Here is a 23,504-nt window from a genome sequence, read left to right on the forward strand (position 1 = left end):
GCAATGAATCTGGCGTTGATCGCCTGGGTATTCCATAGAAGATCACGCCAGTCATATTGCTGTCAGCGGCATCAGTCAGACTTTTATGGCGTGATTTTGTAGCAGGCGGGCAGTGAATTCGAGTTTGTCATTACGCTCGCTTGCTCGCTCAGGAAAAGTAGTGAGCCCATTTTCATCGACCCGCTCCTGGCCGAAAGCATCATCAATAGCTTGAGCCATGGCACTACGACCAGTCGTCGTATGCGGATCGATTGGACTCTCCTGTAGGCGAAGCCGGTTTTCACTGACAGCCAGCTGCAGCGCATCCAGCTCGCTGGCAAGGGTCGCAATTCTGCTATCCATCCGTTGGGCCAGTTCATAGAGGCGGCTCTCTATGCCGATCGCCATCGCTTGGCTGTCAAGATATTGCCCCTTGCTTTGGTCAAATCTGCTCATGGCACGTGCAGCCAATTCCAATGCATAGGCCTTGGTGGCCATCGCATTGACGCTGCCTTCCCAGCCCACCTCGGTGCCAACACCCAGGGTCACACCGAGGGTCGTATGCAGTTTGACGCCTGCCGAGCCGATAGCTGCTGTTGCACCTGCTGTGGCACCAACGCCCAGATTGGCGGCAGCGCGAACCTTGGCCGATAGGCTGTATGCATTGGCGTATTGGCTCTTGAACAGGTTGAGCTGAGCGCTCCCTTCTGCTTTCAGGCCGGCGAAAGCCGAGGCGTTAGCTGTCACGCTGGCCATCGGTCCCGCTGGGGTCATCATCAGTGCGGCTCCTGCCTCCAGTCTGGCGTTGACGCCAACCTCGGCAGCGCCTGCGAGTTTGGCATTAAGCAGGTTGCCGACAGTCCAACTGCCCTCGACTGACAGTCCAAGCTTGCTGACCAGCTCGGCGCTGGCACCGATGCGCAGCAGGCTCACATCGTGAGGGCCAGGCTTATATCGCTCACCCTCAGTGTCGTTGAGGATCCGGGGGGCGGAGTTGAACGCTAGTGACCCTTCGACTTTACCGATCATCGCCTCGGCCTTGGCTCCGGCCATGTTCTCCTGAACCAGGGTCGCTTTTGTGGAAAGCTCGCCAATAGGGGTCTGGCTGCGAGCTTCCCATTTACCGATCTCGATTTTGGCAAATGCTTCAGCCAACACGCTGGCGTTGATTAGCCCTATATCGCTGAACTCCTTCTGACTGACAGGCTGTCCGGGATTGATCTCGTGACTGGCGACATCAAGAGGGCGCTTGAGCTCAGCTCGCACACCGAGCTCATAGCTCATCTTTTGCTTGTTTTCTCCTTGCCAGAGTAATTTTTTCTCTTCAGCCAAGGCCTGATAGGGAGCGTCCAGTCCATCCACCAGCGCTGTCAGTAATTCGGTCCTTAGTAGCCCAATCTCACCCTGCTGCTTCACCTTCTGGGCCAGACTCAGAGCTAGCACTTCCTTGAGGTGGCCCATCTCCAGGAGGTGGCTGTGGGCTATCAGAATGTCACGACCGTTCTCTTCGGCTGTGGCTTGTGGCTGCAGCGCCCCAAGAGTTGGTAATTGCAGGCGCAGTGCGCCACAGAATGCCTTCCACTCATGACTACCGGCGACTTCCTCTTGGGTGGGAGCGCGCTCTAAACGGCAGGCTGTCATTGTTTCACTTACTCCGAACATCAGGTCGAGTCCACTCTGCAGTTCTCGTTTGAACAGATCATGAGCCCCCTGTTGCCGTAAGTGAGTAAGTTCCCCTATCCATTGACGAATATGATGATTGCTCTCAATGGGTTGATTAACTCGCCCCTGCTCATTACAGACCCATGCCAGTTGAAAGGATGGGGCCTGCCCTCCTTGGCTGAACGCTTGACGTCGAGAGGCGATGTCATTCACCAGTCGTTGAAGTACCGGATCCTGCTGACGGGATCGGTTCCTTCCTGACTCGAGCCAAAACTGCAACGCGTTATCGATTTTCGCCAATGCGGCCAGCGAAGGTGTTTTCTGGGCCTGATAATTACGTACCGCCTGAATGACAGCCTTTAGTTCTTTACTCTGGCTGTGAGTGATGTTGCGACGGATCCCTCGTTCGAACTCACGATTTCCGGTATCAAGAAGGCGCAGTCTGTTGTTACCCAGAGTGATGACCGTCGGCTGTTGCAGCCTGGATTGAGACGGGGGGAGTTGGCTGATGTCGGGATTGTGGGGTGCTGTCTTCATGTAATTACCCAGCGGCCAATGGGGCGAAAGACCTTTAACTTACGCCATTACCCAGAAGCAATTTGTCAGAGATAGCCTCGCTTTTTTAGGATTCAGACCAACCCGAATGAGAGGTGAGCGAGTCCCTCCTGTTTAACGGCCGGCCGTGCATTAGCGCCCCTGTGCTACAAAAATACGACGACAACTAATAAGCAACAGCCTGGCGGCCAAATAGAGTGATGTTCTCCTTTGAACAAGGCTTGGCTATGTATCACTCGCTCGTCACCGCACTCTTTACTCACCTCGGACTACCCACTCCTGAAGCCGGACAAACCATAACTACGTTTACTGTCAACGATGAGCTGGTATTGACGTTGGCGGAAGATGACGACCATTTGGCCATTTATCTGCTGCTACCGGGCCATGTGATGCCTGATTCTCCGTTGCTGACAACGTTCTGCAGCGACACTGTGTTTCTGTTGGATCGGACACCTCAGGGTGAGACGCTGCTTTGGAGCCGGGAGTGGCTAGATCATTTGACGGTCGACAGTTTGTTGCTGTTCTTGGAGCGTGCTATTGAACTGGCTACTGAACTACTCGCCCATAAGCACGACAGTCAACAACCGCTGGAACAGAGTTCGGGAATACGGGGGTAGCGGGCGGGGGCAATCCAGTGGGGAAATGATAAAGATCTGATTTGCTGTTTTTAGCTCCCTCGACGAAAGCGTATGGTTAAGTTTTTCGATTGCAAACATCAACACAGGCTTTGAAGATTTCTACAGTTCGAGACGCTAAGAGTGCCCAGAAAATGAATGCGACCGCTGCATGTCGGTGCCTGATGGCGAAGCACTCGAATTTTTCGTGAATTTAAACAGCGAAGACTGCGCTTGTTTAAGTGAGTTGAGGTGGTGTCGTCCAAGACCTACAACACCTTGCGCCACCCCCTACACGTAAGACAGAATCCGCCGGCTTGTGCGTCTAGGTCGCGGGTTCTATCGTCTGTCGGTCACTGAAAAACAGTGATCGGGTTTGGTAGCCCGTCTCCGTCAGAAGCACAAGACTACTGTCTTGCGACGACGTTTCTCGTCTTCGTTTTATGGTGGTCATGCGCGGGGCGTCTTCGGATGCGCCGGGGTTCCTGACGACCGGTCTACCAACCTGCGTATGGCCTCCACCCTTCGTTTGGTAGCGAGAGTGATGGCTCCTTTTCGTTAATCCGTCAGGAGTTACAACATGTTCAAACCAACACCGAATCCGCCGGAAACCGATCCGGCATCCCCGTACCAATCCCCCAACTCCAAAAAACTCAACGAAGCCGCCGAGCGTGCGCTCGATCACTATCTGCTACCCGCCAGCCAGATCATGTCCAGCGTCAATGAGCCCGAGCGCATGTACCTCGCCAACCCCAAGTACGACTCGGAATCCCTATTGGCCAACGCCAGCGAAACCCTGAGTTCTGCGTCCGAGATGCTCAACAATTTCGCCGCGACGCTGGAGCCCGCGCACCGCAAGACCGCGCTGGGGATCGCGCAGGTGGTGATGTTGGGGGAGTTGGCGGTGAATCAGGCGTTGGATAACGTCGAAGTGAAACCGTAAATCGTAGCTCTCTGTGGCGGTGGGTTGCCGTTGCCATGGAGGGCATCAACTCGAACGTTTAAGGTGCGCCGAAAGCTCTTTCCACGCATCCCCATAGTTAAACCGCAACCAAGCGGTGTGCAGTCGGTGAAGCTGCCGCCGCATCCAGCTGTTTTCCTTCGCCAGCAGCATGTCCTCGATGTCCTGATTCAACTCATCGGCTTTGAATCCTGTCCAGATCGGCGGCAGTGGGCCGGCGAGGTTCCAGGCGCAGACGACGGCGACTTCGGAATAGAGGATGTCTTTGATCTGTTCCGGATCGTAGCCTTCGACTTGTCTGGCGATGTAGGGGTAATCCACGGCGGTGTCGACGAAGATCCACGACAGGGCGTCGCGGATTTCGTATAGCTCGGCGGGGCTCAGTTCTCGTCGCAAATTCGGCCGCTCCCTGCGCTAGGCGTTATTCAGTCGTTCGATCACAGGGGCCAGTGCCGGACGCTTGTCCTGCCATTCAGCCTTGGTAATTCCCAGCTGAACCACGTCTATCCGAACGCCATCCTAGACCACGTTTTGCCGCCGAACACCCTCGACCTCAAACCCGAATTTCTGGTGCATCTTTACCAGGAATTGCATGGGATGTCCTTGTCTGGCGGTCAGGCGATTCTGAACCGGCGCTGTCGATCAGGAAAGTTTCATGTTGGGGTGGGCGGCGCAGGCCTATGATGTTGGCACAAGATCGTCGCTTTTAATCCCGAGGGGAATCGTGCCATGCGCCTGAATATCGTCAAAGTGCTGTTGGTTGCTGCTGCGGTGTCAGTGTTGAGTGCCTGTTCAGGGGCGGGCGGGTTGACGACCACCAGTTGTTTTTCGGCGGATTGTCAGTCGTTGGATGGGCGTAGTAATGCGACGACGCTGAAGTTCGGCGGGAACAGTATTGGCAGCAGTCTTAATCAGTACAGTTCCGGCATGTTGCATGACGATTGAAATGCTCGGATGAATTGTGGCGAGGGAGCTTGCTCCCGCTGGGTTGCGGAGCAGCCCCAAAGGATGGGCCTGCTGCGCAGTCCAGCGGGAGCAAGCTCCCTCGCCACGGTTTTAGTTGCTTCGCTGAAAGATGGGGCGCTTTGTGACCCATCGGGGATGAATCCCCTCACCACAGCTTTTGTGGTTTATCGCGTTACAGGTAGTGTTTGAAGAACCCCGCCATTTTCTCTACCGCCGGGCCGACAAATTGTTCTTTGTCGTACAGGTCGATGTGGCTTGCGCCTTCAATCAATACCAACTCTTTGGGCTCCATTGCCTTCTCGATGGCCAATTCACTGAAGTAACGAGTATCGGCCTCAGTGCCGGCAATCATCAGCAACGGGTGCGGTGAGATCAGGTCGATGCGGTCGTAGGACGAGTACGCGGCAATCCGGTCGATGCTGGTGAACACGTAGGTGTTCGGCGAGTGCGGGTGCTGTGCCCGTGGGGTGCGGTAGTACTCGCTGCCTTCGCGATACAGCGTCGGGGTGCCTTCGGCGATGTCGGCCGGGTTGTCTGGCACGATCGGGTCGAGGCGCACGGGTTCGCCACGGGCTTCGCGGGTGCGTTGCTGGCCGACTTCTTCGAGCAATTGTTTGAGCTGCTCAGGAGTGCCGGTGCCGCCAAGGCCTTCGCGGAACAGCAGGCCGATGTCGGCGGCGCTGACGGTGGCGACGGCGCGGATGCGTCGGTCAGTCTGGGCGGCGAAGGGCACGTAGCCACCGGCCGCGCAGATGCCGAGGGCGCCGATGCGTTGCGGGTTGACCGAAGCATGGTTGGACAGAAAGTCGACCGCGCCTTTGAAATCTTCAGCACGCACGAACGGATCTTCGAGGAAGCGCGGTTCGCCTTCGCTTTCGCCTTGGTAGCTGGCGTCGAAGGCGAGGGCAATCAGGCCTTTTTCGGCGAGTTTCTGTGCGTAGAGGCCGGCGGTCTGCTCTTTGACGCCGCCGAACGGGTGGCCGACGACGATGGCCGGGCGTTGTTCGCCGGGTTGCAGGTCGTTCGGGGTGTAGAGGTGGCCGGCGAGTTTGAGGCCGTTGCTGAGGAAGCTGATGTTGGTTTTCATTGGTGCACTCCACGGGTTGGTGCGGTGCCGCAGGTGGCGGCTGACGAGGCAAAGATTGAACCCGTGGGAGGGAGGCAAAAAGAGAGCGCGGTTCCTGGGAAAGTTTTTCCTATGATAAAGAGAGCCTTCCTTGATTCGCGCGCGAGCGCCATGATCGCCCCATGACTATAGAAAACAGCCCCAACGACCTCGGAGAATTCCTCCGCGCGCGTCGTTCCGAACTCGATCCGACGCAGGTCGGATTACCCGCTGATGTAGGGCGTGCACGCCGTGTCGCCGGTTTGCGCCGCGAAGAAGTGGCGATGCTCGCGGGCATCAGCGTCGATTACTACACGCGTCTGGAGCAGGGACGGTTGTCGCCGTCCAAGTCCGCGTTGGCCGCCGTCGCGCGCAGCCTGCGTCTGCAAGAGGATGATCTGGATTATCTGTATCGACTGGCGCGGCTGGGTCGCACCACGGTTGATCTGCATCGACGGCAAACCGTCGGCGCGCAAACTCAACGTCTGCTCGACAGCCTGCGGGACATTCCGGTGATAGTCATCGGTCGCTACATGGATGTGCTGGCGTGGAATCCCTTGGCGGCGGCGCTGTACGTCGACTTTTCCGAAATACCGATCGAACAGCGCAACCTCATTCGTCTGTCATTTCTCGACCCACGGTTTCGCAGTTTGTACGTCGATTGGGAAAACAACGGGCGCAACTGCGTGGCGTTTCTGCGGATGGACACGGCGCGCTTTCCGGACGATCCGCGACTGGCTTCGCTGATCGGCGAACTGTCCCTGCGTGACGAGGACTTCCGCCGCTGGTGGGCGACTCATCTGGTGGCCAGCCCAACCTGCGGCAGCAAAACTTTTCAGCATCCGCAGGTGGGGAAGCTCAGCCTTGATTGGCAGATGCTCTCCTGCACGGAAAGCCCCGATCAGTCGATCATCGTCATGACCGCCGCGCCGGGCAGCGAGGCCAGTGAGTCGCTGAAAAAGCTCACTGTGGCAGCGCAATCCACTCGCTTAGGGTTTTCTGATATTTCCCGGTGACCTTGCTCAGGTGCAGCCACTGATCGACGTAGAGTTTCCAGCTGATGTCATCGCGCGGCAGTAGATAAGCCTTCTCACCGTACTGCATGTATTGATGCGGATTCACCGCACACAAACCGGGTTTGAGTTTCTGCTGGTACAGCGCTTCCGAGGCGTCGGTGATCATCACGTCGGCCTTGTTGTCGAGCAGTTGCTGGAAGATCGTCACGTTGTCGCGCAGGGCCAGTTGCGCTTTGGGCAGGAAGGCGTGGACGAAGGCTTCGTTGGTGCCGCCGGCCGGTTCGACGAGGCGCACATTGGGTTGGTTGATCTGTTCAATCGTTTGGTACTTGGATTGATCGGCGCAGCGTACCAGCGGGATTTTGCCGTCGGTGTCGAGGGTGTTGCTGAAGTAGGCCTTTTTCTGCCGCTCCAGCGTCACCGAAATCCCGCCCATGCCGATGTCGCACTTGCCGGCCTGCATGTCCGGCATCAGGGTTTTCCAGGTGGTCTGCACCCATTCGACTTTGACGCCGAGGCTGTCGGCCAGCGAGCGGGCCATGGCGATGTCGATCCCTTCGAAATCGCCGTCGTCGCGTTTGAAAGTGTAGGGCTTGTAGTCGCCGGTGGTGCAGACGCGCAGCTGGCCTTGTTGCTGGATGGTGTCGAGGTGTGAGGTCTGTTCTGCCGCCTGAGCACTAAAGTTCAGGGACAGGGCCAGCAGAGTACCGAGCAAGATTGTGGTTTTTGTCATGTCTGTCGGGCTTCAAAGGGATCGGAGCGAGAAGTTAACCACGTTCTCGGCGCTGATCACCTATCGGTGAAGGCGCTTACAAGCCCAAACCTTCCTGCACCACTTGCAGCAGGTTGTTCTCGGTCAGCGCAATCGCATCCAGCTGTTGCCCGGTTTCAACGGTCTGCAACCACCAATGGCTTTCGTGGTGTTCGTCGACGGTGCGCAACAGGTAAGTGTTTCTGTCCGGCAGGGTGATTTGCACGCGCCCGGCGCCATCCTCGGTAAACCGTGCGATGGGATCAAATGTCAGGCTTTGGTTGTTTGCTTCAATGACCAGTTGATCGATGGCGTAATCGTGGGATTCACCATCGGGTGACGTTTCGCAAACGTGCGTCGGATTGCGCCGAATTTTCAGGCCGACTTCGGTCACCGGTTGCAGCCAGGCCCCGATGCGGTGGTACAGGTCGTAGACCTGTGCCGGCCAGCAATCGATCTCCAGCGCGGCATCCGCGTGAGTGGGCAGTGTTTGCTGGAGTTTGGCGGCGAGTTCATCTGCTTTACTCATTTCGGATCCCTGTCTGTTGATGTCTGCCTGTTAATCGTAGACGTTTCAACGGGGTACGGTGTTGCCTTGCGTCATGCGTCTGCAACACAAGCATGTCCAAATCACGGCTGGTCAAGTCTGGCCAGGATCGAAAACCACGGACGCAGGCGTCCCAAGGAGCGGGTAGATGAAAAAGCTGTTTACAATTTTGGCGGTGATTGCACTGACGGCCGGTAGCATCGGTTTGAGTTCGGCGCGGCAATCGCAGTCGAGCAAAGCGCAGGCGGAATCGGTAGCAGGAGTGTTCGACTACTACCTGCTGACGTTGTCCTGGTCGCCGACGTTTTGCCTGACCCACAAGGACGATGTGCAATGTTCCGGCAAAGGTTACGGCTTTGTCCTGCACGGTTTGTGGCCGCAATACGCCAAGGGCGGCTGGCCGGAATCCTGCCCGCCACTGACCACGCTGTCGGCGGCAGAAAGCAGCAAAGGCTTGACGCTGTTCCCGACCAAGAAACTGCTCGATCACGAATGGTCGAAGCACGGCACCTGCAGCGGCCTCGGTGCGATGGGGTATCTGGATGCAGCGGACAAAGCGGTGGGCGCGGTGAAAATCCCTGAAGAACTGCAACCGTTCAGCACTTCGTATTACTTCGAGGCGCAGGAAATTTCCGATCTGTTCCGCAAGGCCAACCCGGGGATACCGGCGGATGGCATCGCAGTGATTTGCAGCGGTCCGGAGCTGTCGGAAGTGCGGGTGTGCATGGGCAAGGACTTGCAGTTCGGTGCGTGCGGCAAGGGTGTGAAGACTCAGTGCCGGGCGGGGGATATTCGAGTTCCGCCGTCGCGGTGATTTGACTCAAAGTCGAAAAGACAAACACTGAACCTGTGGTGAGGGGATCAATCCCTTCACCACAGGGTTTATGGCCTCGCTGCACCCCGCTCAACACCCTTTCATGCCCAGACCAGCGCCCGTTCAGTCGGCGCTAAATCCGGAAAAACCGTACACACCGCTTGATACGGCAATCTCACCGAAACAGGCAAACGAAAATAAATCTCCCCGTAGCGGTCATCCAAATCCGCAGCGCGCCGATACTACTGGGCGGGAACAGGGCGTTTGCCCCCTGCTTACCCGTGAACTACGCTCACAAAATATAAGGGTTTCGGGCTCGCGCCCTTGTCGTACCTGCCCAGGACACGGTTTTGCCTATCCCCATTCACGATCCACATCAGGCTCCCGGCACGCTTAAACGTCTGCCGCTACGCAAAGCGGCGGCGCTGTTTATCGTTGCGGTGTGTCTGTGCCTGTTCGGTTTGCTGTATCTGCAACTGGAGCAGTCGCGGCGCCAGGATCTGGCGGTGGCGCAAATGGCGTCGAACAACCTGACCCGGGCGATGGCGCAGCAGGCCGAGGACACGTTCCTGGCGGCGGATCTGGTGATGACCAGCCTGGTCGACTGGATTCAGGACGACGGTTACGGCGCGGCGCAGCGGCCGCGACTGCAGAAGACCCTGGCCCGTCGCGTGCAGCAACTGAATCAGTTGCACGGCATGTTTCTGTTCGACCGTCAGGGTCAGTGGGTGATTACCTCATTCGCCGATCTGCCCCGTGGCAATGGCGTGGCTGATCGCGAGTATTTCAAATTTCACCAGCAGAACGCCTCGACGGTGGCGCACATCGGCCCGGCGATTCGCAGCCGTGAGAACGGTGAGTGGATCATCCCCATCTCCAAACGCGTCAATGACCAGGCCGGCAATTTCCAGGGCGTGCTGATGGCCGGGATCAAGATGGCCTACTTCGACCAGTTCTTCGAAAGTTTCAGCCTTGACGACAACGGCATCATGTTCCTTGGTTTGACTGACGGCACATTGCTTGCGCGGCGGCCGTTTGATGAGTCATTGATCGGCACATCACTGGCGCAGGGCGAGATCTATCAAAAGCAGTTGCCCAATGCGGCGGCCGGTACGGCGATGATCAATTCGGTAGTCGATGGCATCACTCGTATGTATGGCTATCGGCAACTGGCGTCGTATCCGCTGGTGGTGTCTGCCGGGACTTCGCGGGATACGATTCTCAAGGGTTGGTACGAGCGGGCGTTCCAGTCCAGCGTGATTGTGGCGCTGGTGATTCTTGGCGTCGGTCTGTTCGGCTGGGTGTTCATCCATCAGGTGCGCGATGGCGAACGGATCGAGAAGAACTTGCGCAAGGCACAACGGGCGCTGGAACAGATCGCGACTCACGACAGCCTCACCGGGCTGGCCAATCGGCGCTTGTTCGAGCGCTCGCTGGAAATCGAATTTGCCCGAGGCGCACGGCAGGTCAGTCCGGTCAGCCTGATCATGCTCGATATCGATTTTTTCAAACGTTACAACGACGCCTATGGGCATGTGGCCGGCGATCAATGCCTGACACAGGTTGCTCAAGTGCTGAAGAACTGCTGCCAGCGCAAGTCGGATCTGGCGGTGCGCTATGGCGGCGAGGAGTTTGCGGTGTTGCTGCCCGACACCGACATCAACGGCGCGCTGGCGATTGCCGGGCAGATTCGCCGCAGCGTGATCGACAAACGCATCACCCACAGCGGCTCACCGACCGGTTATCTCACCGTGAGTCTGGGCTGCTATGCGTTTATCCCCAATGGCAATGACAACCCGGAAGTGTTTATCCAGCGGGCGGATGCGGCGTTGTACCAGGCGAAAAATGCCGGGCGCAATCGGGCGGCAGTGCTGTCGATGGATGACAGCATCGCGGAATTGATGCGTTCTGACCGCTGATACACAAATCCCTTTACCTGAAGAGACCTGCTACCCCTGTGGCGAGGGAGCTTGCTCCCGCTGGGGCGCGAAGCGGCCCGCTCTTTGACTTCAAAAGCAGGGGCCTGCTACGCAGTCCAGCGGGAGCAAGCTCCCTCGCCACAGAGTGAACATTCAGTACAGGGTGGGTACTCGATTCATTTACCACGGATGGCTCTTGTTCGTTCAGCCGCCGGTGCCACCACCGGCACCGCCCGTTCCGCCACCCGCTGAACCGGTGCCACCACCGGCACCCGAGCCCGAACCGCTGGCGCCGCCATTGGTGCCGGTTCCTGAACCTGCGCCGCCAGAGTTGGTGCCGCCCGAAGGTGCGCCCGGCGTGTTGTCCGGTGGCATGGTCGAGCTGGTGGCACCGCCGGATTTGGTGCCGGTGGCATCAGCGCCATCGTTGGCCGCGAAGGTCGCGGCGGAGGCCGTGGCAAGCAGGCCAGCGAGCAATAACGAGGTAAGTTTGCGCGTCATCATGATCCGTCTCCAGAAAGGGGATTTACCTGATATTGGTCTGACGCGCCGCAGACTTGGTGCCGGTCGAGTGACGAGCGGTCAATCGAGTGGCCTCCTGATCTTCTGGAATATTGGCTATTTGCCGAACCACTCGCCGGGACTAACGTAGTCACACATTCACTTGCCCCGGAAACCCGCCATGAACGCTCGTACCGATTTCTACACCGCTTCCCCGGACGCCCTGAAAGCGATGATCGCCCTGGAAACCGCCGTCTCCAAGTTGCCGCTGGAAAAGACCCTGATCGAACTGGTCAAACTGCGTGCCTCGCAAATCAACGGCTGCGCCTTCTGCATCGACATGCACACGGCTGACGCGATCAAGGGCGGTGAAACCCCACGTCGTCTGTTCGCGGTGACCGCATGGCGTGAAGCGCCGTTCTTCAGCGAGCGTGAACGTGCCGCGCTGCTGTGGACCGAATCGCTGACCCAACTGAGCCTGACCCACGCTCCGGATGAAGATTACGAAGTGGTCGCTGCGCAGTTCACGCCGAAAGAAATGGTCGATCTGACCGTCGCGATCAGCACCATCAACAGCTGGAATCGTTTGGCGGTAGGCTTCCGCAAAACCCCACAGATCTGACGCAATATTCCTTGTAGGAGCTGCGGCACGCTGCGATCTTTTGATCCTGTTTTTAAGAGCAAGATCAAAAGATCGCAGCGTGCCGCAGCTCCTGCAAGGGGCCTTCAAGTCAATGTGCGTCGGCACTCGGCGCGGCCGGTGGTTGTACCTTGCGCATCAAGGGCACCATCGCCGTGGCGATGACGAAGCACACCATAATCATCAGAAACGTGTCGCCGTAGGTTTGCGTCTGCGCCTCGCGGTAGGTCAGCAGCCATAACTGGCGCAGGCTGGCAGTGACGCCGACGTCACCGCTCTGGCCCAGCGCCGCGAGGTTGCCGCCGACCTGCGACAGCCACTGATTCATCGCCTCGTTGCTGCTGTTCAGATGTTCCGCCAATCGGGTGAAGTGCAGGTTGGTGCGATCATTGAGAATGGTCGCGCACGCCGCAATCCCGATCGCACCGCCGAGGTTGCGCATCAGGTTGAACAAGCCCGACGCATGCTTCAGGCGGGCTGGCGCCAACCCACCCAACGTCAACGTCACGGCCGGCGGCACTGCCAATTGCTGGGCGATGCCGCGCAAGGCTTGCGGCAGCATCAATTGCCCCGCTCCCCAATCGTGGGTGATCGGGCTGAACTCCCACATCGACACCGCGAACAGAGCCAGCCCGACCATCATGATCCAGCGCAGATCAATCCGGTTGGCCAGAAAGGCATACAGCGGAATCGCCATGATCTGGAACACCCCGGTGGAGAAAACCGCCAGACCAATGTCCAGCGCGCTGTAGCCACGCACCCGCCCGAGAAACAGCGGCGTCAGATAAATCGTTGCGAACAGGCCAATCCCGGTGACGAACGAAAATAAGCAGCCGAGGGCAAAGTTGCGGTCCTTCAATGCGCGCAGGTCGACGATAGGATTGGCCACGTGCAAGGTGCGGCCAATGAAGGCCAATCCTGCCAGACCACTGATCCACGCGGTGGTCAGGATGGTCTGGTCGCTGAACCAGTTCCAGCGTGGGCCTTCTTCGAGGGTGTATTCCAGGCAGCCGAGAAACAGTGCGAGAAACACCATGCTCAGATAATCCGCACCCTTGAGCAGCGACAATTCCGGCTGATCGATCTTTACCAGCATCGGCACCGCCACGGCGACAAAAATCCCCGGAACCAGGTTGATGTAGAACAGCCAGTGCCATGAAGAAATATCGGTGATCCAGCCACCGATCACCGGCCCCATTGTTGGCGCCAACGACGCCACCGCGCCGATGGTCGCCGCAGCAATCACCCGTTGTTTGCCGGTGAAGAAAAAGAACGCCGTGGTAAACACCAGCGGAATCATCGAACCGCCGAGAAAACCTTGCAGGGCGCGGAAAGTGATCATGCTCTGGATATTCCAGGCCACGCCGCAGAGCAGGCTGGCGAGGGTGAAACCCACCGCTGAGGCGCAGAACAGCCAGCGCGTGGAGAACACTCGCGACAACCAGCCCGACAGCGGAATCACGATGATTTCGGCGATCAGGTAACTGGTCTGCACCCACGCGGTTTCGTCGGTACCGGCGGACAGGCCGCCGCCGATATCACGCAACGACGCCGAGACGATCTGGATATCCAGCAACGCAATGAACATGCCGATGCACATCGTCGCGAAGGCAAACACCTTGGTCGCGGTGGCCATGTCCGCCGCGTTGAACGGCTGCGCGGGAGCGGCGAGGGTGGCGCTCATGGCGCGACGGCCACGGCGCTGGTTTCAGTTTGTGCGCGGGTGTCGACTTCGGCAGTCACCGACAGGCCCGGACGCAAGTGGCCGAGCACGCCATCGGCCGGGTCGAGGAGGATGCGCACCGGCACGCGCTGGACGATTTTGGTGAAGTTGCCGGTGGCGTTTTCCGGCGGCAGTACGCTGAACTGTGAACCGGTGGCCGGGGCGAGGCTGTCGAGACGGCCATGGAATTCCTGACCGGACAGCACATCGGCGCGGATGCTCACGCGCTGGCCGGGCTTCATCCGCGCCAATTGGTCTTCCTTGAAATTGGCATCGACCCACAAGCCGCTGGCCGGCACCACCGACAGTTGCTGCGAACCGGCCTGCGCGTAGGCGCCGACCCGTGCGCGGCGGTTGCCGATCACGCCGTCAACCGGTGCGCGCAGTTCGGTGTAACCAAGGTTGAGCTGCGCCAGATCGCGTTCGGCACGGGCTTGCTGGAGGGCGGCGCGGGCCTGTTGTTTCTGCGTATCGATGACCGCCAGTTGGCGTTGCGCGGCGAGCAGTTCAGCTTGGGCGCGGGCGCTCAAGGCCTGGGCGGTTTTGAAGGTGGCGTCGGCACGCTGGGCGCTTTCGACCGAGACCGCGTTGGTGGTCACCAGGCGTTTGTAGCGGGCGTTGTCATCCCGCGAACGCGCGGTTTCGGCACCGGCTGCATCGATGCCGGCGCGGGCCTGGCCGATCACCGCTTGCTGAAGTTGCTCGGTGGCATCGAGGTTGGCCAGCAGCGCCTCTTCGGCAGCCACCGCGCCCTCGGCTTTGGCGAGGTTGGCGCGATAGTCACGGGCATCGAGGCGGATCAACACGTCGCCAGCCTTGACGTGCTGATTGTCGCTGACCAGCACTTCGTCGATGTAGCCGGCGACTTTCGGCCCGATCACCGTGACGTCGCCACCAATATAGGCATCGTCGGTTTCTTCGAGAAAACGCCCGGCGCCCCACCAGTGCACGGCATACACACCGGCAAACGCCAGAGCGATCAAACCGGCGCCGGGAATCAACAAGCGTTTAAGCAGCGGCGGTTTGGTCTTGACCGGAACAGCGAGGTCGGGTTCGAGGCTGGGCATGCTGGTCATGGCGTAATACCTGCGCAAACGGGGAGTTATTACGATCGTAATATGACGTAGGTAATATTTCCTGGCAATTTATTTTTGTCGCCAGTCGTCAGGTGCCTACTTGAGCCAATGGCCGGGCGTGCTGCCGGTCATTGATTTGAAGAACGCGATGAACGCGCTGTCGCTGGCAAAGCCCAACTCAAACCCGCAGTAGCTGAGGCTGCGCCCGGTGGCGAGCAATTCCATGGCGCGCATCAGCCGCCACTGCTGGCGCCATTGCTGGTAGCTCATGCCGGTTTCGCGCTGGAAGATCCGGCCGATGGTGCGGGCGCTGGCGCCGATCTGCTGCTCCAGCACCTGCAGTTCCGGTGGCAATTGTTCGGGAGACATCAGCAACGGTGCGAGGCGTTTGTCCCGGGGCAGGGGCAAAAGCATGGGTTGTTGCGCCGCATCGCTCATCTCGCTCAAGCACAGACCCAGCAGGTGGACGAATTTGCCCTGCCGCCAATCACTGTCGAAGTCTGCCAGTGCCATGGGCTCCAGCACAGCGCGCAGGAGTGGGCTGACTTCGAACACGCAGACCTGTTGCGGCAGTTCGCAGCACAGCTCGGGCGACAAATAGATAGAGCGGTAATCGACACTTTGCTGCATCACCGCACGATGAACGACGCCCGGTGGAATCCACGCCGCACGCGAGGGCGGCAGCAGGCACAACTGTTGCGCAAGGGTGATGCGGGTGCAGCCTTGTCGGGTGTAGAGCAATTGCCCGCGTTGATGGCGGTGCAGCCCGGAGTCGTGATCGCCCAATGTGGAGGCGATGCCGATTACCGGTGCCGGATAAAGATCCGGGTCAAACGTCGCGTGGGCATTGAGCCAAGCCATGGATTGTCCGATTTAAGCGATAAGTTGGCGGGATCTGGATAATACGCCAGTCGACGCTTCATAAACTCCTCTGCAGTTTTAGCTTGGGGAGTAAACGAAAAATGAACAATCGAAACTTATTGCTACTGGCGATTGCGCTGTTGATGTTTCCGCAGATCGCCCAGACCTTGTACAGCCCGGCGCTTGGCGACATTGCGCAGGCGTTCGACGTCAGCCCGCAGGCAGCGGCGCAGACGTTGTCGGTGTATTTTCTGGCATTTGCCTTTGGTGTGGTGACCTGGGGTCGGGTGTGTGACCGGATTGGTCGGCGCCCATCGATGCTCGCCGGGCTGGCGATCTACGCGGTGGCCATCGTCATTGGCTTGAGTGCCAGCACTTTCCAGCAACTGTTGATGGCCCAAGCCTTGGCGGCGTTCGGCGCCGCCGTCGGTTCGGTGGTGACGCAAACCCTGTTGCGCGACCGCTTCCAGGGCGCGGAACTGGCGCAGGTGTTTTCGCTGGTGGGCATGGCGCTGGCCGCCAGCCCCGCGATTGGCCTGTTTAGTGGTGCGGGGCTGGTACAGGGCTTTGGTTATCGCGGTGTGCTCGGCGCGTTGTTGCTGATCGCTGTGCTGCTGTGGCTTTGGAGCTGGCGCGCTCTGCCGGAAACCCGTGTGTTACCGGTGGCTTCGGTAGGCCTGTTGGAAACTCTTGTGCGCATGTTGCGCGATGTCGGGATCTGGCGTTCGGCACTGTGGGTCGCCTCATTCAACATTGCGTTGTTCAGCTATTACAGCCTTGGTCCGTTTTTGTTCAAGCGAATCGGCTTGAGTGAAGCGGCGTTCGGATACAGCGGCGTGATCCTCGCGTTGGGCTCAGGGTTTGGAGCATGGCTCAACAAGCAATTGTTGAAAGCAGGGTTCAGCGCTTTGCAGTTGATTCGTCTCGCGGCGTTCAGCGGTTTGCTGGGTGGCCTCGGTGTCTGGTGGCTGCAGGACGGCGGTGTGTTCGTGCTGCCGATGTTGCTGGTGGTACTGGCGTTCGGCATGGCGATTCCAAATATTCTCGGCACCGCACTGGTCAATTACCCGGATTGTCTGGGCACTGCCGGCGCGTTGCTGGGGCTGTTTTATTACTTGCTGATCGGCGCGGGATTGATGCTCGCCGGTAGTTCTCAAGCCCTCGGGGAAACCCTGATAGCGTGCAGCACCGTGGCGTTGCTGCTGGCGATAAAGGCAACAAAAGCAATTGTTTAAGAAGTGTAAGCGCTGTAGGAAGCGTCTTGCATTTGTGTAGGAGGGCTCCGACTATCACGATCATTGATAGGGTGGCATTACGCCATTTGATGATCGCAAGGATGTTGCGTGCCGTATTCGCTTTGCGCTGTTTCTCGTCGTCGTTCCACGCGTTGCCCGCTGTTGTCGGCCTTGCTGTTGAGTGTGTGTGCCTCTTCGCTTGAAGCTGCCGAACCTGTCGCGCCGGGCCAGGAAGTGCTGCGCCAGCAGCAACAGCAACAACGCGATCTGCAACAACTGCAACTTGAACAACGAAAGCGCCAATTGGAGCGCGGGGCGTTCGGGCCGGCACCTGCCACGCCGACGATGCCGCAAACCGTCGCGCCCGACGAGTGCTGCTGGCCGTTGAGCGGCACGCGCATCGGCGGTGTGACGCTGATCGACAGCGACTCGCTCAATGCACGCATCAAGCCGTTGCTGGCGCCGTGCATGGGCGTTGGTCAGATCAATCATCTGCTCGCCACCCTCACCGCGATCTACGTGGAGAAGGGCTACATCGCCAGCCGCCCTTACCTGAGCAGCGCACCTGCGGCGGGACAATCGCTCGACATCATGGTCGACGAAGGCTACATCGAGTCCATCGAACTGGCTGATCAGAGTCTGCCGGTATCGCTGGGCGGTGCGTTCCCGGGGATGCTCGGCGGGCCGCTGAACCTGCGTGATCTGGAGCAAGGCCTGGATCAGTTGAACCGCCTGCGCTCGATTGATCTGACCGCCGACATCGCCCCCGGCAGCCAACCCGGCGCCTCGCGGATCATCCTCCGTTCACGGACCTCCGGGCAGTCGCGCTGGGCCTTGAATGCGGGGTTCGACAACCTCGGCAGCGCCAGCACCGGGCGCGACCGCGATACGGTCAGCCTGAGCCTCGACAGCCCGTTGGAGCTCAACGACCTGTTGAGCCTCAGCGCCAGCGACACCTTGAATCAGGGCGACCGCTACAGCCGCAACGCCAGCCTGTATTACGCGATCCCCTACGGTTACTGGACCTACAGCGTATTCGCCAGTCACGCCGAATACCGTGCGCCGTTCAAACTGCCGAGCACGACTTTCCACAGCACAGGGATCACCGATCAAGTCAGCCTGCGCGCCGATCGTGTGTTGTGGCGCGATCAGAGCCGTCAGCTCAGCGCCAACCTGCAACTCGCACACAAAAACGTCGACAGCTATCTGGAAAACGTGCGGCTGGGCATTCAGAGCCCGACCCTGACGGTGGCTGAAGCCGGACTCAATCTGTTCTGGTTAGACCGCGCGGTGTGGAACCTCGATGTCAATTACGCCCAGGGTTTGCGTTGGTTCGGCGCCGATGACGACTCGCAGCATCAGATCAACAACCTGCCCAAGGCACAGTTCCACAAGTACCGCGCCAGCCTCAGTCAGTGGCGCAATGGCCAGCTCGGCGCGCAGGCGTGGCAGTGGCAGAGCCAACTCAATTTGCAGTACAGCCCCGACCCGTTGCCGGCCATCGAGCAACTGCTCGGCACCGACGATTCGGCGGTGCGCGGCTATCGGGTCAGCAGTGCGTCGGGCGCCAGCGGCGCGATCTGGCGCAACACTTTGCGCCTGCCGCTGCGCAGCGAATGGCCAGTGCAGATGACTCCGCGCATCGGCCTCGACCATGGCTATATCAAGGCTGATCACGACGCTCAGGGCCAACGCTTGAGTGGTGCCAGTGTCGGGCTGAATCTGGGCTGGAAAAACTTCAGTGTCGATGTCGATTACCAGCGCGCACTCAGCAGGCCGAACGGTCTGCAACACGAGCCCGAAACCTGGCTGATGCGGGTCGGTTTGCAAATATGAACGCTACATAAACAAACAACGCAGTGAACAAACAGCCGTTGGATCTGAGCGCGACAGCCACGGCCAGGATTAAATCGCGCGACGTGATGCCGTACTCACATGGAGACGTTTTTATGCCAGCACACACCTTTGCATTTCATCTTTCGCCTCGGGGCAAATTGCGCTGGGCGATTGCCAGCCTGTTCTTCGCCGTGCACCTGCCGAACGCGATGGCCGGCGGCGTCGTGGTCGCACCGGGCCCAGGCGGCACCGCGCAATTGCAGACCCAGGGCGGTGTGCCCATCGTCAACATCGTCGCGCCCAACGGCTCGGGCCTGTCGCATAACCAGTTCCTCGACTACAACGTCGACCGTCAGGGTCTGGTGCTGAACAACGCTCTGCAGGCCGGGCAATCGCAGCTCGCCGGGCAACTCGCGGCCAACCCGCAACTGCAAGGGCAAGCCGCGAGCGTGATTCTCAACGAAGTGATCAGCCGCAACCCGTCGGCGATCAACGGCGCGCAGGAAATTTTCGGTCGTTCTGCCGATTACGTGCTGGCCAACCCCAACGGCATTTCGGTGAATGGCGGCAGTTTCATCAACACGCCGAACGCCAATCTGGTGGTCGGTCGCCCGGAATTGAACGACGGCAAACTGCAAGGCCTGAACACCCGCGACGCCAGCGGCCAGTTGCAGATTCAGAGCGGCGGGCTGCGTAACGGCGAGGGCTCGATCAACCTGATCGCCCCGCGTATCGACAGCCAGGGCGCGCTCAGTGCCCGCAATCAACTGAACCTCACCGTCGGGCGCAATCAGATCGACTACGCCACAGGTCAGATGAAAGCCGTCGACCCGGCGGGCAGCACGGGCGATCAGCGGATCGACGCCAGCCTGTTCGGCGCGATGCAGGCCGGACGCATCAACATTGTCAGCACCGCCGAAGGGGCGGGCGTGCGCGTTGGCGCGGTGCAGGTCGCTGGTCGCGACGGCGTGCAGATTCGCTCGGCCGGTGACCTCAGTGTCAGCGGTGAGGCCGTGGCCAACAGCCTCGACGTGACCCGCGCAGGCATCCGCAGCAGTCAGGGCGATGTCGGTTTGCACAGCGGCAAGGACCTGACCCTGGCCGCCACCGATGTCAGCGGCCGCGATGTCACCGTCGAGGCCAAACGCAACCTGACCCTGAGCACCGTCGAAAGTCGCAAACTCCAGGAAAAGCGCGAGAACTGGAACAACAGCACCATCGGCATCACCTGGGAAACCTACGACCGCACCCAGACCGACAGCGAATCGCGACAGCACGGCAGCCAGATCGTTGCCAGCCGCGATGCAAAACTGTCGTCCGGTAAAGATACCGAACTCAAAGCCGCCAAGGTTGAAGCGGCGAAGAATCTTGACGTGAAAAGCGCCGGCGATCTGCGCCTGACCGCCGCCACCGAAAGCCACACCCAGACCGATCAGGGCAATCATCGCAAGCACCTGTGGAAAGCCGACTGGAACACCAGTAGCGAAGAGCAGCGCAGCATCAGCAGCCAGTTGAAGGCCGGCAATATCGCCCTGCAAACTGCCGCACTGTTGCGCTCCGAAGGCGCCGAGCTGAACAGCTCGGGCGACCTGCAACTGGCCGGAAAACAAGTGGAAATCAGCACCGCCACACGGACCAATCGCAGCAGCGACAACCGCTATTCCGGCGATCTGGTCGGCGGTGGTTTCTTCGGCAAGACCGGCGATGCCGACAAAGGCCAGACCCAGCATCAGGGCAGCAAGATCAACGCCGCCGGCAAACTGATCGTCAAGGCTGACGACGTGCGCATCAGCGGCAGCCAGGTGCGCGGTGGCACCGACGCGAGCGTGATCAGCGACACCGATTCGCTGGTGATCGACGGCGTGCAGGACACGTCGCACAGCAACAATCACGACAAGGACAGCAAGTTCTTCGGCATCACCAAGGACGAGTCGCGGCAGAACGCCAAGGACAGCACCACGGTGCGCAGCGAACTGGTGTCCGACAGCAACCTCAAGCTCAAAAGCGCCAAGGACATTGAGGTCGCCGGCTCGACGGTCAAGGCGGGCGGTGCGTTGACGGCGGACGCGGCGGGGGATGTCAATGTGCATTCCGCGCAGAACAGCCACGACAGTACCGACAGCACGCAGACACGCGGCTTCGATGCTTACGCCAAAGAGCAGACGCCGGAGCAATATCGCGCCGGAATTCATTATGAAGACAAGCAGCAGACGGTCGCTAAAAACGATGTCGTTCAGCAAGGCTCAAGCCTCAGCGGCGGCACCGTACAGGTGAAGGCCGGCGGCGATCTGACCGTCAAGGGCGGCGAGGTGAAATCCACCGCTGGCGATGCGACCTTGAGTGGCAAAAACGTGTCGTTGCTGGCAGAGCAGGACAGCCACACGACCACCACCGAGAAGAGCAGCACCGGCGGCGGTTTCTACTACACCGGCGGTCTCGACCGCGCCGGCAGTGGCGTCGATTTCGCCCACAGCACTGCGCAGGACAGCAACAGCAAGACCACTGCGCAAACCAGCAGTGTGCAGAGTGCCGGTGGCCTGACGATCAACGCAGACAAACTCGCCACCGAAGGTGCGCAAGTAAAGGCTGGCAACGGTCTGAACATCGCGGCCAACGAAGTCGACAACCGCGCAGCGAGCAACACTGAAAGCAGCACTCACACCGAGAGCAACTGGTCGGCGGACATCGGCGCCAACGTCGAGTACAAAGACATCGCCCGGCCGATTGCCGGTGTCGTCAAAGAGGTGTTGAACGGCAAGGTGCCGGACAAGGATGCGTTGAGCAATCTGGGTCAACCGAACGTCGGTATCGACGTGGCGATCGGTCACGGTAGCGCTGATAAAACCGAGCAAAGCAGCAACGCGGTGGTCAGCCGTTTCGACGGCAGAAGCGTTGATGTCAATGTCACCGGCACCCTGCACGACCAAGGCACTCAGTACAACGCCAGCGCCGGTAAAGTGAACATCAGCGCCGACAAACTGCTTGCCGATGCGGCGAGCGACACCCACAGCAGCAGCGCCAACGCCGTGGATGCCAAGGTCGACGTGCGCGTCTACACCAAAACCGGTGAAGACGTGAACGTCGCCGGCAGCGGCGCGGGTGGCAGCAGCCAGTCCGCCAAGGACAGCTCCACGGCAGTGGTCGGCGGTTATGCCGGCAGCCAGGGTGTGAGCATCAAAACCGCCGGTGACGCGCAGTTTGAAGGCAGTCGATTCGACGGCGGGCAGGGCGGTGTCAATATCAAGACCGGCGGCGATCTGGCACTGAATCAGGCCACCGACCGCCAGCACAGCAGCGAGTCCGGCCTGCGTGGCAATGCCTCGCTGACCGTCGGCACCTTGCCGGGCACCGACGGCACTAACGTCGACCTCGGCGCCGGTTTCCAGCTCGATCACACGGGTAAGCAAACCACTGACACTCAGGCGCATGTCGCGAGCATCAGCGGTAACGGCGTGCAACTGAACAGCGGCGGCAATCAGACCCAGCAAGGCACGAAAATCGATAGCGCTGGCGCCATCGATTTGCACGCCAACGGCAAACTCGATCTGCAAGCTGCCACCGACACCCACGACGCCACCGGCAGCAATCTCGGCGGCGGCTTGAAGGGCGGCGGCAGCAAGACCAGCAGCGAGAAGAGCCGTGATCAGGGCGGCAATCTGAGTGGCAACTTCAACATCGGTCGGGTCAATGAGCACTCGCAAACCCTCACTGGTGGGCAACTCAATGGGCATAGCGGTATCGCGTTGAGCGGCGACTCGGTGCGTCTGCAAGGCACCCAGGTCACTGCGCCAAATGTCAGTGTCGATGCGCAGAAGGGCGGTTACGTGCAGGAGTCGGCGCAATCCACCGACAGCCGCAATAACTGGAATGTGGCGCTGAATGCCGGCGGTAACCTGAGCAGCAAAATCCCGACCGCTGCCGAGGAAAAAGCCAGCAGCGACCACGGCTTCAACGCCGGGGCCAAAGTGGGCGTGGATTACCTGCAAGGCACTACGCAGCAGAACAGCCAGATCAAGGCTGACACGCTGGTGCTGAACAGCGCGGGTGATGCACAGCTGTCGGGTGCGCGGATCGATGCGCAGAATGTCAGCGGCAACATTGCCGGTGACCTGACCGTCGAAAGCCGTCAGGACTCGCAGACCCACGCCAAAGTCGATGTCGATCTGGGCCTGACCGCGAAAAAGAATCCACCGAGCGACAAGGAAAAACTCGCCGGCACCGACTACAAGCCAACCCTGAAAGCCCAAGGTGAATACGCGCACAAGGACAGCGTCAAGCAAGCCTCCGGCATAAGTGGTGGACAGGGTGTGAACCTCAACGTCAATGGCGCCACGCAACTGACCGGCGCACGGATTTCATCGACTGAAGGCAAGGTTGATCTGGGTGGTTCGAAGGTTGGCAGCACTGACCTGAGCAACCTCGATTACGCTGTGAAAGCCGGGCTTGATCTGCCACAGAAAAAGGAAGAAAACGCGCCGAAAGTTTCCTTTGAAAACGGCAACCTGAAAGTCGGCCCGGTCACCCTCAGCGGTCATCTGGACAGCCAGACCTTGCAAGCGGGCATCGACGAAAAAGGCTGATCCCCAGCACAAAACCTGTGGGAGCGAGCCTGCTCGCGAAGGCGTCCATTTTGTCAGCGAAATACCTGACTGATGCGACGCTTTTGCGAGCAGGCTTGCTCCTGTTTTTTTGTGCCCGCAGCAAAGCTGCGAGGGCTGTTGTGTCCCGTCTAGCTCCTCTTGA

The 23,504-nt window shown here is 59.6% G+C and carries 19 protein-coding genes and 1 pseudogene; 10 read left to right on the forward strand and 10 right to left on the reverse strand.

The genetic code is table 11. The features are described 5' to 3' along the window. Positions 1 to 75 precede the first annotated feature (75 nt). On the reverse strand, positions 76 to 2,178 hold the full coding sequence (locus JFT86_RS16560; protein ID WP_201237495.1) for a hypothetical protein: 2,103 nt from the start codon (positions 2,176 to 2,178) through the stop codon (positions 76 to 78). A gap of 218 nt (positions 2,179 to 2,396) precedes the next feature. Between JFT86_RS16560 and JFT86_RS16565 the strand changes: the two genes are divergently transcribed. Further along, positions 2,397 to 2,813, forward strand: a complete 417-nt coding sequence (locus JFT86_RS16565; protein WP_201237496.1) for a hypothetical protein — start codon at positions 2,397 to 2,399, stop codon at positions 2,811 to 2,813. Positions 2,814 to 3,390: 577 nt separating this feature from the next. Then, positions 3,391 to 3,753: a DUF6124 family protein gene (locus JFT86_RS16570; RefSeq protein ID WP_201237497.1), complete on the forward strand. Its 363-nt coding sequence runs from the start codon at positions 3,391 to 3,393 to the stop codon at positions 3,751 to 3,753. A gap of 45 nt (positions 3,754 to 3,798) precedes the next feature. On the opposite strand, the gene JFT86_RS16575 is transcribed toward JFT86_RS16570, so the two are convergent. Together JFT86_RS16575 and JFT86_RS29240 are read right to left on the reverse strand one after the other, a co-directional pair. Continuing rightward, positions 3,799 to 4,167, reverse strand: coding sequence for a hypothetical protein (locus tag JFT86_RS16575; protein ID WP_201233156.1), 369 nt, complete (start codon positions 4,165 to 4,167; stop codon positions 3,799 to 3,801). Positions 4,168 to 4,185: 18 nt separating this feature from the next. Then, positions 4,186 to 4,356: pseudogene (locus JFT86_RS29240) on the reverse strand (GNAT family protein); the annotation flags it as partial. Between the two features lie 144 nt (positions 4,357 to 4,500). Here JFT86_RS29240 and JFT86_RS16580 point away from each other — a divergent pair. Then, a complete protein-coding gene (locus tag JFT86_RS16580) occupies positions 4,501 to 4,716 on the forward strand; it encodes a hypothetical protein (protein WP_201233154.1) in 216 nt (71 codons plus the stop codon). Between the two features lie 193 nt (positions 4,717 to 4,909). On the opposite strand, the gene JFT86_RS16585 is transcribed toward JFT86_RS16580, so the two are convergent. Beyond that, positions 4,910 to 5,824: an alpha/beta hydrolase gene (locus tag JFT86_RS16585; RefSeq protein WP_201233152.1), complete on the reverse strand. Its 915-nt coding sequence runs from the start codon at positions 5,822 to 5,824 to the stop codon at positions 4,910 to 4,912. Positions 5,825 to 5,985: 161 nt separating this feature from the next. On the opposite strand from JFT86_RS16585, the gene JFT86_RS16590 reads away from it, so the two are divergent. Continuing rightward, on the forward strand, positions 5,986 to 6,858 hold the full coding sequence (locus JFT86_RS16590; RefSeq protein WP_201237498.1) for a helix-turn-helix transcriptional regulator: 873 nt from the start codon (positions 5,986 to 5,988) through the stop codon (positions 6,856 to 6,858). On the opposite strand, the gene JFT86_RS16595 is transcribed toward JFT86_RS16590, so the two are convergent. Further along, positions 6,806 to 7,591: a transporter substrate-binding domain-containing protein gene (locus JFT86_RS16595; protein ID WP_201237499.1), complete on the reverse strand. Its 786-nt coding sequence runs from the start codon at positions 7,589 to 7,591 to the stop codon at positions 6,806 to 6,808. The genes JFT86_RS16590 and JFT86_RS16595 overlap by 53 nt on opposite strands. 76 nt (positions 7,592 to 7,667) lie before the next feature. Next, complete coding sequence (locus tag JFT86_RS16600; protein WP_201237500.1) at positions 7,668 to 8,138, reverse strand: hypothetical protein; 471 nt, start codon at positions 8,136 to 8,138, stop codon at positions 7,668 to 7,670. A 166-nt stretch (positions 8,139 to 8,304) separates the two neighbouring features. On the opposite strand from JFT86_RS16600, the gene JFT86_RS16605 reads away from it, so the two are divergent. Both JFT86_RS16605 and JFT86_RS16610 read left to right on the forward strand, forming a co-directional pair. Beyond that, positions 8,305 to 8,970: a ribonuclease T2 gene (locus JFT86_RS16605; RefSeq protein ID WP_201237501.1), complete on the forward strand. Its 666-nt coding sequence runs from the start codon at positions 8,305 to 8,307 to the stop codon at positions 8,968 to 8,970. A 350-nt stretch (positions 8,971 to 9,320) separates the two neighbouring features. Continuing rightward, the gene (locus tag JFT86_RS16610; RefSeq protein ID WP_201237502.1) at positions 9,321 to 10,889 is read left to right on the forward strand and encodes a diguanylate cyclase; all 1,569 of its coding nucleotides are present in this window, start codon (positions 9,321 to 9,323) and stop codon (positions 10,887 to 10,889) included. 204 nt (positions 10,890 to 11,093) lie between these two features. Here the strand turns inward: JFT86_RS16610 and JFT86_RS16615 are convergent, their stop codons facing one another. After that, the gene (locus tag JFT86_RS16615; RefSeq protein WP_201237503.1) at positions 11,094 to 11,393 is read right to left on the reverse strand and encodes a hypothetical protein; all 300 of its coding nucleotides are present in this window, start codon (positions 11,391 to 11,393) and stop codon (positions 11,094 to 11,096) included. Between the two features lie 178 nt (positions 11,394 to 11,571). Here JFT86_RS16615 and JFT86_RS16620 point away from each other — a divergent pair, with 178 nt between their 5' ends. Continuing rightward, positions 11,572 to 12,012 (forward strand): carboxymuconolactone decarboxylase family protein, encoded by a 441-nt coding sequence (locus JFT86_RS16620; protein ID WP_201237504.1) that lies wholly within the window; start codon positions 11,572 to 11,574, stop codon positions 12,010 to 12,012. 109 nt (positions 12,013 to 12,121) lie between these two features. Here the strand turns inward: JFT86_RS16620 and JFT86_RS16625 are convergent, their stop codons facing one another. From JFT86_RS16625 to JFT86_RS16635, 3 genes are all read right to left on the reverse strand, one after another. Continuing rightward, the gene (locus JFT86_RS16625) at positions 12,122 to 13,714 is read right to left on the reverse strand and encodes a DHA2 family efflux MFS transporter permease subunit (protein WP_201237505.1); all 1,593 of its coding nucleotides are present in this window, start codon (positions 13,712 to 13,714) and stop codon (positions 12,122 to 12,124) included. Beyond that, positions 13,711 to 14,829: an HlyD family secretion protein gene (locus JFT86_RS16630; protein WP_201237506.1), complete on the reverse strand. Its 1,119-nt coding sequence runs from the start codon at positions 14,827 to 14,829 to the stop codon at positions 13,711 to 13,713. Before JFT86_RS16630 ends, JFT86_RS16625 begins: the two co-directional genes overlap by 4 nt. Before the next feature lie 96 nt (positions 14,830 to 14,925). Then, complete coding sequence (locus JFT86_RS16635) at positions 14,926 to 15,690, reverse strand: helix-turn-helix transcriptional regulator (protein WP_201233143.1); 765 nt, start codon at positions 15,688 to 15,690, stop codon at positions 14,926 to 14,928. Between the two features lie 101 nt (positions 15,691 to 15,791). Between JFT86_RS16635 and JFT86_RS16640 the strand changes: the two genes are divergently transcribed. The 3 genes from JFT86_RS16640 (at position 15,792) to JFT86_RS16650 (ending at position 23,341) form a co-directional block, all read left to right on the forward strand. Then, complete coding sequence (locus tag JFT86_RS16640; RefSeq protein ID WP_201237507.1) at positions 15,792 to 16,925, forward strand: MFS transporter; 1,134 nt, start codon at positions 15,792 to 15,794, stop codon at positions 16,923 to 16,925. Between the two features lie 108 nt (positions 16,926 to 17,033). Beyond that, entirely contained in the window at positions 17,034 to 18,761 is a 1,728-nt protein-coding gene (locus tag JFT86_RS16645) for a ShlB/FhaC/HecB family hemolysin secretion/activation protein (RefSeq protein WP_201237508.1), read from the forward strand. A gap of 113 nt (positions 18,762 to 18,874) precedes the next feature. After that, positions 18,875 to 23,341, forward strand: coding sequence for a hemagglutinin repeat-containing protein (locus tag JFT86_RS16650; protein ID WP_201237509.1), 4,467 nt, complete (start codon positions 18,875 to 18,877; stop codon positions 23,339 to 23,341). Positions 23,342 to 23,504 lie beyond the last annotated feature (163 nt).

The organism is Pseudomonas sp. TH06, from assembly GCF_016651305.1.
In the GTDB taxonomy this organism is placed as follows: Bacteria; Pseudomonadota; Gammaproteobacteria; order Pseudomonadales; family Pseudomonadaceae; genus Aquipseudomonas.

What these genes read in the sequence shown, in the direction of transcription:
- JFT86_RS16595 (WP_201237499.1), bottom strand. Translation starts at nt 7,591, where the DNA reads ATGACAAAAACCACAATCTTGCTCGGTACTCTGCTGGCCCTGTCCCTG.
- JFT86_RS16585 (WP_201233152.1), bottom strand. Translation starts at nt 5,824, where the DNA reads ATGAAAACCAACATCAGCTTCCTCAGCAACGGCCTCAAACTCGCCGGC.
- JFT86_RS16560 (WP_201237495.1), bottom strand. Translation starts at nt 2,178, where the DNA reads ATGAAGACAGCACCCCACAATCCCGACATCAGCCAACTCCCCCCGTCT.
- JFT86_RS16615 (WP_201237503.1), bottom strand. Translation starts at nt 11,393, where the DNA reads ATGATGACGCGCAAACTTACCTCGTTATTGCTCGCTGGCCTGCTTGCC.
- JFT86_RS16590 (WP_201237498.1), top strand. Translation starts at nt 5,986, where the DNA reads ATGACTATAGAAAACAGCCCCAACGACCTCGGAGAATTCCTCCGCGCG.
- JFT86_RS16625 (WP_201237505.1), bottom strand. Translation starts at nt 13,714, where the DNA reads ATGAGCGCCACCCTCGCCGCTCCCGCGCAGCCGTTCAACGCGGCGGAC.
- JFT86_RS16570 (WP_201237497.1), top strand. Translation starts at nt 3,391, where the DNA reads ATGTTCAAACCAACACCGAATCCGCCGGAAACCGATCCGGCATCCCCG.
- JFT86_RS16565 (WP_201237496.1), top strand. Translation starts at nt 2,397, where the DNA reads ATGTTCTCCTTTGAACAAGGCTTGGCTATGTATCACTCGCTCGTCACC.
- JFT86_RS16620 (WP_201237504.1), top strand. Translation starts at nt 11,572, where the DNA reads ATGAACGCTCGTACCGATTTCTACACCGCTTCCCCGGACGCCCTGAAA.
- JFT86_RS16605 (WP_201237501.1), top strand. Translation starts at nt 8,305, where the DNA reads ATGAAAAAGCTGTTTACAATTTTGGCGGTGATTGCACTGACGGCCGGT.
- JFT86_RS16630 (WP_201237506.1), bottom strand. Translation starts at nt 14,829, where the DNA reads ATGACCAGCATGCCCAGCCTCGAACCCGACCTCGCTGTTCCGGTCAAG.
- JFT86_RS16635 (WP_201233143.1), bottom strand. Translation starts at nt 15,690, where the DNA reads ATGGCTTGGCTCAATGCCCACGCGACGTTTGACCCGGATCTTTATCCG.
- JFT86_RS16600 (WP_201237500.1), bottom strand. Translation starts at nt 8,138, where the DNA reads ATGAGTAAAGCAGATGAACTCGCCGCCAAACTCCAGCAAACACTGCCC.
- JFT86_RS16640 (WP_201237507.1), top strand. Translation starts at nt 15,792, where the DNA reads ATGAACAATCGAAACTTATTGCTACTGGCGATTGCGCTGTTGATGTTT.
- JFT86_RS16580 (WP_201233154.1), top strand. Translation starts at nt 4,501, where the DNA reads ATGCGCCTGAATATCGTCAAAGTGCTGTTGGTTGCTGCTGCGGTGTCA.
- JFT86_RS16650 (WP_201237509.1), top strand. Translation starts at nt 18,875, where the DNA reads ATGCCAGCACACACCTTTGCATTTCATCTTTCGCCTCGGGGCAAATTG.